The organism is Acholeplasma oculi, assembly GCF_900166985.1.
In the GTDB taxonomy this organism is placed as follows: domain Bacteria; phylum Bacillota_I; class Bacilli_A; order Acholeplasmatales; family Acholeplasmataceae; genus Acholeplasma; species Acholeplasma oculi.
The window spans coordinates 319162-331627 of the sequence record NZ_FUZK01000002.1; the positions used below are offsets into that span (position 1 = coordinate 319162).

The window sequence follows — 12466 nt, forward strand, 5'->3', positions numbered from 1 at the left end:
CTTTAAATACCCCCTTGTATCCAATGTGCTCGTCTAATATACATTGTAAATAATAATCTTATTAACATAAATAATACCGTAAAGGATAAGATATTGGTTGCCTCAAACAGAAACGATACTTGAGGCATCATGAGGTCAACCAATAAGAATACCGATACATTGACTAAAAAGAATACAACAATTAATAAATAAGGTTGAATTCTATGAATCAGTAGAAATAATGAAAGTTTTATAAATATTTCTACAAGCGTTGATAATATGAAAAATATGATAAAGGATACAACATCTTGAAATCCTATAATCGGATAAAACCTAGAAGTAAGTCCAACCAAAATGGTTGCTACAGCAAAATTTGTAATCGTTAAAATTAAAATATGTTTTGAAAATTCACGGTGTAATACAACACCTAACATATATGCATAAAGAAAGGGACCTTTCTTTATGATTTGTTTTATTTTTTCTTCATTTGGTTGATTTGAGTTTTGATCATCATTATCTTGTTTCATGACGACTTCTCCTTAAAAAGAATATCTTTTAAGTATCTTCCTGTATAACTCTTCGTATTCATTGCAAGTTCTTCAGGTGTTCCACTTCCAACAATATATCCACCTTTTTCTCCACCTTCAGGACCTAAGTCAATAATGAAATCTGCATTCTTAATCACATCAAGATTGTGTTCTATGACAACCATTGTAGCACCTTGGTCTACAATTTGATGTAAAACAGAAACTAACTTTTTAACATCATCTGTATGAAGTCCTGTTGTTGGTTCATCTAATATATATAATGTTTTAGGTGTAATACGTTTGTATAATTCACTTGCAAGTTTTACTCTTTGTGCCTCACCACCTGAAAGGGTTGGTGCGGATTGTCCTAGCTTAATATAACCAAGACCTACATCTTGAATGGTACTTAATTGTTTATGAATCTTTGGATGGTTCTCAAAAAATTCCACAGCATCATCAATTGTTAAATCAAGAACTTCTGCAATATTTTTTCCTCTGTATTTAATTTGAAGTGTTTCGTGATTATACCTTGTACCTCCACAAACTTCACATGGAACATAAACATCTGGTAAGAAGTGCATACTAATTTTTTTAACACCATCACCATTACAATGTTCACAACGTCCGCCTCGAACGTTAAATGAGAATCTACCTTTTTTATATCCTCTCATCTTTGCTTCATTTGTCATAGAAAATACATCTCTTATATCATCAAAGACTCCAGTATAGGTTGCGGGATTACTTCTTGGATTATATCCGATTGGTGACTGAGATATTTCAATAATCTTATCAATATATCCATAGTCTTGAATTAAATCATGTGTACCTGCAAGTTCTTTTGTTCTATAGAGTTTTTGACGTAAACCTTTCATTAGAATTTCATTAACTAATGTAGATTTACCACTACCTGAAACACCTGTAACTAGGGTCAGTTTATTTAACGGTATCGCAACCGTTACATTTTTTAAATTGTTTTCTCTAGCGCCAATGATCATGATGTCTTTTTGGACACCTGCTCTTCTTTCTTTAGGAATTGGAACTTCGAGTTCTCCAGTTAAATATTTACCAGTTAAACTTTTCTTATTATCCATGACCTCTTGAGGTGTACCACTTGCAACCACATAACCACCATGGATACCAGCACCTGGTCCGATATCAACTAAATAATCGGATTCTAACATCGTATCATGGTCATGTTCAACAACAATTAAGGTATTTCCTAAGTCTCTCATTTTCTTTAATGAGTTAATCAGTCTTTCATTATCCTTTTGATGTAAACCAATACTTGGTTCATCTAAAACATATAAAACACCGGATAACTTAGAACCTATTTGTGTGGCTAAACGGATACGCTGTGCTTCCCCACCTGAAAGCGTTCCTGCACTTCTTGCAAGATTTAAATATCCTAATCCTACATCGTTTAAGAAATTAAGTCTGTGTCCAATTTCTTCTAGTAAGAGTTTGGCTATTTTTTGTTGCTCCGTATTGAGTTCTAGTTTTGTAATAAATACTTCTAAATCCTCAATAGATTTTTCCATCATTTGGCTAATATTTAAGCTGTTTACTTTAACAGATAATGCAGCCTCATTTAAACGATGTCCCTTACATTTAGGACACGTAGATTCAGACATAAATGTCTCAATCCATTTTCTTATCCAATCGGATGTTGTTTCTAAGTATCTTCTATTTAAGTTTGGAATAATACCTTCAAACTTTTGAGTCTTATCATAGTGTCTACCACCGGTAGATGTCAATTTAAAGCGAATTTCTTCTTTTGTACCGTATAAAATAATATCTAGCTTATCATCAGGAATTTCTCTGATTGGTTGATAAGGGTCAATACCATAATGTGCACAAACCGTTTCGATTTCTTGAACGTTTAAATTATTTTCATCTGCATATTTGTAAGGTAAAATACCACCATCTAAAATTGCTTTTTCAGGATTAATGACTAAAGCTTTAGCAACTTCTAATTTTAATCCTAAACCATTACAATAACTACATGCACCAATAGGTGTATTAAATGAAAATAATCTAGGCTCTAATTCAGGAATTGTAAAATCAATACCTTCACAGTAATAGTTTTCACTAAAATTAATAACTTCATGGTCATTAATAATAATTCTTGTTTTTCCTTCACCGTATTTTGATGCTAATTCCATTGCATCAAATACTCTTGAACGAATGTCATCTTTAATAACCACACGGTCAATAACAACAGCAATATCATGGAATTTGTTTTTATCAAGTTCTTCCATTTCTTCAATTAAAACAACTTTACCATCTACCCAAATTCTAGTAAATCCATCTTTTAACCATTGTTGTAGTTTATCTTTGTGTGTTCCCTTTTGTCTTTCAACTGTAGGTGCAACGATAATGACTTTAGAGCCTTCCTTGATTTGCATGACACGTTCAGTCATTTCTTCAATCGTTTGTTTGGTTACAGGAGTATCAGAACCTGGACAATAAGGAGTTCCTACACGTGCATAAAGTAATCTAAAATAATCATAAATTTCTGTAACTGTTCCAACGGTTGATCTTGGATTATTAGAAGTTGTTCTTTGATCAATAGAAATACTTGGTGATAACCCATCAATAGAATCTACATCTGGTTTTTCATAGTTACCTAAGAACTGTCTTGCATAACTTGAAAGGGACTCCATATATCTTCGTTGACCTTCTTGATATATTGTTTCAAATGCTAAACTCGATTTACCGCTACCAGAAACACCTGTCATAACAACAAGTTTATTTTTAGGTATATCTAAATCGATATTTTTTAAATTGTTTTCTCTTGCACCTTTAACTCTTATCCAGTCATTATTCATCTGTCTTCACCTTGAATTCTTCTTCATTCATCACATATACACCCAGTTCTATGGCTTTTTTGAGCTTAGAACCTGCATCACTTCCTGCTAATAGAATATTGGTTTTAGCAGAAACAGAACTTGTAACTTTACCACCTAATTTTTCTATTAAAGCACTTGCTTGATCTCTTGAATAACCTTGAAGCGTACCTGTAATAACAAAAATCTTACCATTAAACTCATGAGGTTTAACCTCATCTTGATGATACGTTAAATTAAGTCCTAAGGATTTTAATTCATCAAGCATCTCAAGTTGTTTATGTTGACTAAAATAATTTTCAACAGACTGTGCAATTTCAGGACCAATATCTGGTATTTGAATCAAATCTTCATATGTTGCTTGTTTGAGTTGATCGATTGAAGGATATGCTTTGAGTAATGTTTTAGCAACCTTAGCCCCAACATGTTTAATCCCTAGACCAAATAATAAACGGTCGAGTGGTTGTTGTTTAGATTTTTCAATCGCGTCTAATATCTTTTGAACCTTTTTATCACCAAAACCAGGAAGTTCCATAATGGATGATTTATATTGATTCAGTTTATAAATATCAGGTATGGTTTGTAGGAATGTTTGATCATGTAGTGTTTCAACAACTTTTTCCCCAAGTGTATCGATATCCATAGCTACTCGACTCGCAAAATGTATAAGCGCAAAAATATTTTTTCCACTACATTCAGGGTTTTGACAGTAATAATCTGCCTCCCCTTCTTTTCTTACTAATAATGAACCACATACTGGACATAAACTTATCATCTCAAAGGGTTGTTGATGTGTTCTTTTATCTAAATCAACAGAAATAACTTCTGGAATAATTTCTCCTGCTTTATGTACCCAAACCGTATCTCCAACACGGATATCTTTAGATTTTATATAATCCTCATTATGAAGTGTTGCTCTCGAGACTAAAGAACCTGATATAAAAACAGGTTCTAATTCTGCAACAGGTGTGATGACACCCGTTCTTCCAACTTGAAACACAATATCATTAATTGTTGTTTGTTGTTTTTCTGCTTCAAATTTATAAGCAGTTGCATATTTTGGTGCTTTTGCTGTTGTACCAATGAAGTCGTATAAACGTAGTTCATTGACCTTTATAACAACACCATCTGTATCATATGGTAATGTTTTTCTTAAATCATCATAGATTTCAATGTTTTGTTTAAGTTCATGAATATCTCTTGCTTGTTTGTCATTTGGATTGACTGGAAACCCTAATTTTTTTAATAATTCTAATACTTCTTTTTGTGTTGATACGTAGGATGGTGCATTAACAATTGCATATGTAAACAAACTCAAATCTCTTTTAGCTGTTACTTTAGTATCTAATTGTCTAATCGTTCCTGCAGCAGCATTTCTAGGATTTGCAAATAACTCTAAACCTTTTTCAAGTCGCTCTTCATTACTCTTTTTAAATGCTTGGTGAGACATATATATTTCACCACGAACTTCAATATCGATGGGTTCTTTTAGTTCTAAAGGTAGTGATTTAATTGTTTTTGCATTTAAGGTAATATCTTCACCAATCTGTCCATTACCTCTTGTTGCAGCTTTTTTAAATTTCCCTTGTTCATAAATTAAAGTTACTGCTAATCCATCAATTTTAAGTTCAGTTAAAAAAGTTGCCTCATCTGTAACTTTTTCAATGCGGTCAACGAAACTTGCTAACTCATCAAAATTAAATACATTTCCTAGACTCATCATCGGTACTGTGTGTTTAAATTTATTGAATCCATCCAGTACAACACCACCAACTTTTTTACTTGGTGAACCTTCATCATCATATTCAGGATATTGGGTTTCTAACTCGATGAGTTCATGCATCAATTGATCATACTTAAAATCCGACATTGTCGGTTTATCCAGTGTATGATACTGATAATTAGCATCATTAATTAATTTTCTTAGTTCTAAAATTTTATCTAATACGTTCATAACTTTCACCTACCCTTAATTATACCACGCAACCGCATGTTTCATAGGTGATTTTAAGCTCATAAAATGTTTTTCTTAGATGTATAATACATCTAACCTTAAATCTTTAATCCACTGTGTTTTACTTGTTGTAACAATAAATAGATTTGTTTTTGCCCTGGTTAATCCTACAAATAATAATCTTCTTTCCTCTTCTTCGTTTTTATACATCGGGTCTTTATCAAAGGGAAGTGATTCCATCCCAATTATAAAAACTGTTTCGAACTCCAATCCTTTAGATTCATGAAAACTCATCAATCTGACATTGAATAGATAATTTCTTTTAAGAATTTGTTTGAGTCTAACTGCTTGATAATGATTTCTATATAAAATAACTGCATCAAAATACTTGTGTTTTTTAATCGTTTGAACAATTTTAACTTCAATAGATTCAACTGAACCTATCCAAATAATCGGTTTAACATCAATTGTCTTTTCACCTTTTAATGTCTTTTTAATGCGATTTATATTCTTTTTAATCAGTCGATTTGATACATCTAATATGGCATTTGTTGAGCGGTAGTTCTTTTCAAGATTTAAGAGTTTAGCTTGATACTTTTCTAATAAATAGGTGATGAGTTCATATCTTGCACCTCTAAATCCATAGATAGATTGATCGGGGTCTCCTACTGCAAAAAAGTTAACATTAGGATGCAACATAGTTTCTAAGAGTTTGAATTGTAAGAGATTTGTATCTTGAAATTCATCTACAAATATATACTGATATGTATGATATTTTACCTCATCTAAAGCCTCAATCAGTAAGTCATCAAAATCAACTAATCCACGTGATTTTAAATATGTTTGGTATCTATCATAGATGGATGGCTTCTTAACTTTTCCTAAACTATTTTTATAGTTTGCTATTTTGAGTATGTCATTTTCTAAAAATTCATTGTTATATTCAAAGAGTTTAATTGACTTATTTTTAGCCAATAATTCATAACAATACCCATGAAATGTATATACAGAAACACTTGTATCTATGAGTCTTTCTTCCATTTCAAGGGCTGCCTTTTTAGTAAATGTAATGCATAAAATGTCTTCTTTTCTTACGCCTTTTGAAATCAAGTATTTTATTCTCTCAACAATTACTCTGGTTTTTCCACTACCGGCTCCTGCCAACAAAAACACATAGGGTTCTTCTGTATATACAGCATTTTTTTGTTCGTCATTTAATATCATTGATATAAAAACCTCCCATATCATAATAGGAGGTTTCTTGTTTTATACTTTTTTAATACTTGGATGATTCTCTAAAATTTTCTTAATACCGTGAGGTAATGAGAATGCAATTGTTGCAATCTCACCTTCAATAGAAACAACAATACCGCTACCAAAGATTTGGTGCATGACTTTATCTCCAGGTTTTAAGAATGACGTATTGGGTGTTCCTGTTTGTTCTTTATTAAATTTAGTTAATATTTCTTTTGTTGGTTGCATCTCTCTTAAGAATCGAGAGGCTCTAGGATAGATGAATGAACCATACAATAATCGTTTTTCACTTCGTGTTAAGTATAATCTTCTCTTAGCTCTTGTAACACCCACATAGGCAATGCGTCGTTCTTCTTCCATATCTCTTGGGTCCATGGATGCTTGTGGAGAAGGAAATATTTGATCTTCCATTACTGCCATAAAGACACAATCAAATTCTAAACCCTTTACTTGATGATATGTTGATAAGACAACAGCATCTTTTTGTTGCGCTTTATCTAAGTCTGTATAAAGTGCAATTTGATCAAGCAGTTGTTGAAGTTTCTCAATAAATGTTCCTTCATAGAATTCATTTCCCATAACAAATACGGATTTTAATTCTTTAATATTATCGATTCTTTCTTCGGATATATCATCCTTTTCTTCTTCAAGCATCATGATGTAACCTGTTTGATAGGCAACATACATAACAACTTCTTCTAAAGTCTCCATCGATTCTAATCTTTCTTTCATTTCAAAGATAAGACTCTTAAAGTTCTTTAGACTTTCCATGGTTTTACCATTTATATCAAGATAATCGATGGCTTCCATCATGGATATATTTTTTTCTTTAGAAATGAGTTCAATCTTATTAATTGTTGTCGGTCCAATACTTCTTCTTGGAACATTAATGATTCTTTTTAAATAAAAATCAAGCGTTGGATTAACGATGAGTCTTATGTATGCAAGTATATCCTTAATTTCTCTACGTTGATAAAAAGATATACCACCATACATCACATATGGAATATTATATTTCATAAGTGTATCTTCAAATTGACGACTTAATGCATTATTTCTATAAAGAATAGCTATGTCCTGATAAGGAATACCTTCTTCTTTAACCAATCTAATAATTTCGTTTGCTATCATGGTTGCTTCAGCAAAATCTGTAGGTGCAGTCCAAATAAATGGCTCTTTACCGTTTCCTAAATTGGATTCTAGATTTTTCTTAAACGGTCTGTGTTGATTTTGTGCAATCAACCTATTGGCAAATTTAAGAATCTCAACAGTTGACCTGTAATTTAAATCCAGAACACACTCACCACCAAAATCTTTATTAAAGTGGTTAGCATTCTCATAGTTAGCACCTCTAAATGCATAAATAGATTGATCCGGGTCTCCTACAACAAATAAATTTTTATGCTTACCTGCAAGCATCTTCATCATTTGATATTGGATGTGGTCCGTATCTTGAAATTCATCTACTAAGATATATTGAAACCTTTCTTGGTATCTTTCTAGTACTTCATGGTCTTCACTGAATAATTTAAAGGTCAGGAGTTGTAAATCATCAAAATCTAATAAATTATTTAAAGATAGTTCTTGTTGATAAGACTGAAAAACCATTTTTTCGTTATAATCATCAAAACTATCTTCATTAAAATGTTTGAATCTAGATATCTTATTTCTTAAATCATTGATTTTATAATGTTTTGAATCCATATTTAATTTTTTAATAATTTCTCTTATAAAGGACTTTACATCATCTTCATCAATGATATTAAAGTTTCTTGTGTAACCCATCCCAAGTCTTTCGATATCTTTTCTAAGTACTTGAACACCAAAGGAGTGGAATGTATAAATCCAACAACCTGATGCATAAGGTCCAGCCATATCAATGATACGCTCTCTCATTTCTTTAGCTGCCTTATTGGTAAATGTTACCGCTAGAATACTCTCAGGAGAAATCCCTGCATTTTCTATTAAGTATGCAACTCTTGTTGTGAGTGTTCTAGTTTTTCCAGTTCCTGCACCGGCTATGACAAAAAGCGGGCCATCAATATGCGTGGCCGCTTGATATTGTTTTGGATTTAATTTTTCCAACCATTTATTCATCATATAAACCTTATTTATAACTACGTTTTAATGGAACGATTTCATTAAATATATAGTGGTTATTAGTTTTTTTGTCATAGAAACAATTGAAGAATCCATTTCTAATAAATTGATACTTCTCTTCGTTTGGTGTGTTTAAAAGTGTTTGTTCGATATATCCTTTTTTAATTGTCATAGAATCTTTATTAAAACGTTCTTTAAGTTCTAATGATGTATCATCTTTTAGCATTGGACCAAAGAAATTAAATGTTGCAGGAATTGCAGTTGATGCTTCAACAAAATGAATTGTACCATCAGGTTTTCTTTCATTAAATCCACTTCCTGATAATGTTGCTACATCATAAGTTGCTAGAACCTCAATGACTTTACCTGTTGAATCTTTAACGACTTCGTTTGCTTTAATGAAATATGTATGGAATAATCTAACTTCATTTCCTAATGACAAACGCTTATATTTTTTATCGGGTTTTTCTTCTAAAAAATCCTCGTTTTCAATATAAATGTGTTTAGAAAAAGCAATTTTTCTACTTCCTAATTCTGGTAAATCTTGATGATAAGGAACTTCAAAATATTCAATTTTTCCTTCAGGATAATTTGTAATTGTTACCTTTAATGGCTCTATAACAGCAAATGCGCGTTTTGCACGATTATTTAAATCGTCTCTTACAAAGGATTCTAACATGTCAGGGTCTACTTCGCTATTCACCTTAGAAAGACCTGTACCTAAGATAAATGCACGTATTGCTTCCTTAGTATATCCTTTACGTCTAAGTCCGGATAGAGTTGGCATTCTAGGGTCATCCCAACCATCCACTAATCCTTCGTCTACTAAATATTTTAAAAATCTTTTAGACATTACTGTATTTGAAATACCTAAGCGTCCAAACTCTATTTGTCTAGGAACTAAAGGCATTTCAGTTTCTCTAACAACCCAATCATATAGAGGTCTATGATCTTCAAACTCTAAAGAACATAAACTATGTGTAATACCTTCTATTGCATCCTCTAAAGGATGTGCATAGTCATACATAGGGTAAACTTTCCAACGATCTTGAGTGTTATGGTGATAAGCAAAACTGATTCTGTATAAAACTGGGTCTCTCATATTCATGTTTGTACTTGCCATATCAATTTTTGCTCTTAATACTTTTTCACCTTCAGCATATACTCCTTTTTGCATATTTAAAAAGAGTTCTAAGTTTTCTTCTACACTACGATTTCTATAAGGTGATTCTATTCCAGGAGTTACAACGTCTCCTCTAGTTTTTGATATTTCTTCTGCAGTTTGATCATCTACATAAGCCAATCCTTTTTTAATCAATAGAATGGCTCTATTAAACATTTCTTCAAAATAATCAGATGCAAAATAGATGGCTTTAGGATTATAACCTAACCATCTCACATCGTTTTCAATACTTCTTACATATTCCTCATCTTCTTTAGAAGGATTGGTATCATCATACCTTAAATTGGTATATCCTCCAAATGCTTTTGCAAGCTCAAAATTTGTAATAATCGCTCTTGCATGTCCAATATGTAAATATCCATTGGGTTCTGGCGGGAATCTTGTAATTATGGTATCATGTTTACCATTTTTAAGATCCTCTTCCATAATCGTTTTAATAAAATTTGATTGGTTTTCCATCATATGCCTCACATTCTAATCTAAAAAGTTTTCTAATTTTCTTATCTTGATTTGGGTAAATTATATTTATCCATAGGTTTCCTAATACATATTTAACCATACTAAAAAACTATATTAATTATACCATACGATATACTAAAATAATAATTCACATGGTTATCCATACACTATAAAATTCATGGATTTAAATTTTTTGTTGATCTTGATTTGATGTATTATAAATTAAACTTGTCTCTTGAAAAAAGTAATATAATACCAGCATTTAAAGTAGACATTTGTACAAATGACCAACCTAGTTTCAACATGTCTGTAATGGTTTGATCAATCGCTTCTTCAATTGATTTTCTTGTGTATTTGACAATGACGATGGATTTGTATTCTAACATAGATAAAAACCTCCTTGTTTACATCTTATATTGTATATGATTACTCAACAAATTGCATTCTATTCAATAAAAAAGGGTGAAGTCTTTATCGCTTCACCCTTTAACTATATTTATGGAAGTAATCCTTCTAATCCTGTTACACCATTTAATGACTGGAAGAGTGCATCATATAAATCTGCTTGTTCTTCAACAGATAAACCATTAATTGCATCCAATAAATCATCTGGTTCACTATTTCCTAATAAGAAATCATTATATACATCTAATACATCCGCATAATCTGGGTCTGCAAGTACTGTTCCTAAAGCACCATTAATTTGGTTTTGTAGATCCGTTAAGATAGCTAGATTTGAAGCACTCGGTGTGATTTCAAATCTTAAGTATTGATTATGAACATAAACATCATTTACTGTAACACCTTGACTTGCAAATTCATTCATAAAGTCTTCTAGTATGATTTGATTTCCAACAATCATCTCATTTTCACCAACAAGTGCTAGAATCATTAAAACTTTATCATTCGATAATCCAATATCATCACCAATACCAATTGAATCGATGGTAAAGATTAAATCTTTTTTATCCTCTGATATAGAAGGTGTTGCAATCAACGTAAAGTCGGTTTTAAAGAAGTTTGCAGGTTGATTTGCATTAAAAAGTTTCATAATGATTGTAAAATGAACTTTATTGCCTACATATCTTGCATAAAGTGGTTCTGTTTCCAATAAATAAACTTGATCTTCTAACTCAAAGGACTGATTCATATCCATGGAGTCCCCAATATAATACTCTAATAATTGGTTAAATGCATCTTCATGCATATCATAATATAGATTAGTATCCCCATTTAAAGAGCTAATTAATAATGAAGTTAATTGTCCTTGGAATAGTGCATTTAAATCATTTTCATTCATAATTGTTGAACTAGTTTGATACGCAGTTTTTGTTGAACGCATTTGTCCTAATGCGAGTGATAATCCACCTTGATTATCACCAAATCCTGATAGAAGTAAATTCTCTTCATCAATAAAACCTAAAAGTGCATCTAACATTGGTTGACTTTCACCATTTGATGCAAGTAATCCTTTAAGATCGGTTGTTGTAACCCAAATAGATTTGGTTGTTAAATCATAATTACCAAAATCAGATACAGCCGTATTAATTAAATCATTTAAATCTTGTTGGGAAAAGAGTCCAACTGTCCAGTTAGCAAAATCATACATCCAAAGAATTGGTAAGTTACCAAATGAAATATTCTTGATAACTAACTTGTACTGATTTTCAACTGTTTGACCAACAGTTACTTGTTCAATTGAAACTTCTAAATCTAAAAATAAAGTTGTTTGGTAATAAATATTAGAAAAACCCACTTCAATTCCAGCTTCTAATGTTAATCCTTTTTCGCTAAAATCTAATGTAACTCCTTTAAATCCACCATTATTTTCACCAATTAAAATAGCATATTTTCGTTGGCTTATTGGAATATTTTCATCTGTTTTACCAAAATTAGGGTTACCTTCTGCATAAATGGCTTTAAGCGCTGCATTGGCTTCCTCACTTGTTAATGTGAATTCAAAATTATCGGCATTTGGGTCTGACAAAAAGGCATCAAATTGTTGATTAGCAATACTTGTAAAAGATAAGTTTTCGTTGTTTTCAAAATCTTCTACCGGTGCACTATATCCTTTATACATAATTGCCAGCAGGATAAACGGTGTTAAAAAGATAATAAGCGATACAATTTTAATAATTCTTTTAATTAATTTAAACATAATAAA

Annotated in this window: 8 protein-coding genes; all 8 read right to left on the reverse strand. The window is 31.4% G+C overall.

Annotation, left to right across the window (positions count from 1 at the left end; translation table 11 throughout):
- Positions 1 to 2: 2 nt before the first annotated feature.
- The gene (locus B5X49_RS05635) at positions 3 to 506 is read right to left on the reverse strand and encodes a hypothetical protein (protein WP_045748721.1); all 504 of its coding nucleotides are present in this window, start codon (positions 504 to 506) and stop codon (positions 3 to 5) included.
- Positions 503 to 3334, reverse strand: coding sequence for an excinuclease ABC subunit UvrA (gene uvrA, locus B5X49_RS05640; RefSeq protein WP_045748720.1), 2832 nt, complete (start codon positions 3332 to 3334; stop codon positions 503 to 505). Before uvrA ends, B5X49_RS05635 begins: the two co-directional genes overlap by 4 nt.
- Positions 3327 to 5306, reverse strand: a complete 1980-nt coding sequence (ligA, locus tag B5X49_RS05645; protein ID WP_045748719.1) for an NAD-dependent DNA ligase LigA — start codon at positions 5304 to 5306, stop codon at positions 3327 to 3329. The genes uvrA and ligA overlap by 8 nt, the downstream gene beginning before the upstream one ends.
- Positions 5307 to 5381: 75 nt before the next feature.
- The gene (locus B5X49_RS05650; protein WP_052669846.1) at positions 5382 to 6530 is read right to left on the reverse strand and encodes an ATP-dependent helicase; all 1149 of its coding nucleotides are present in this window, start codon (positions 6528 to 6530) and stop codon (positions 5382 to 5384) included.
- 42 nt (positions 6531 to 6572) lie between these two features.
- Complete coding sequence (locus B5X49_RS05655; RefSeq protein WP_045748718.1) at positions 6573 to 8657, reverse strand: ATP-dependent helicase; 2085 nt, start codon at positions 8655 to 8657, stop codon at positions 6573 to 6575.
- A gap of 10 nt (positions 8658 to 8667) precedes the next feature.
- Positions 8668 to 10302, reverse strand: coding sequence for a glutamine--tRNA ligase/YqeY domain fusion protein (locus tag B5X49_RS05660; RefSeq protein ID WP_045748717.1), 1635 nt, complete (start codon positions 10300 to 10302; stop codon positions 8668 to 8670).
- Positions 10303 to 10517: 215 nt separating this feature from the next.
- Positions 10518 to 10688 carry a hypothetical protein gene (locus B5X49_RS07670; protein ID WP_159444495.1) on the reverse strand — a complete coding sequence of 57 codons (171 nt, stop codon included), beginning with the start codon at positions 10686 to 10688 and terminating at the stop codon, positions 10518 to 10520.
- Positions 10689 to 10798: 110 nt separating this feature from the next.
- Complete coding sequence (locus B5X49_RS05665; RefSeq protein WP_045748716.1) at positions 10799 to 12460, reverse strand: hypothetical protein; 1662 nt, start codon at positions 12458 to 12460, stop codon at positions 10799 to 10801.
- Positions 12461 to 12466 lie beyond the last annotated feature (6 nt).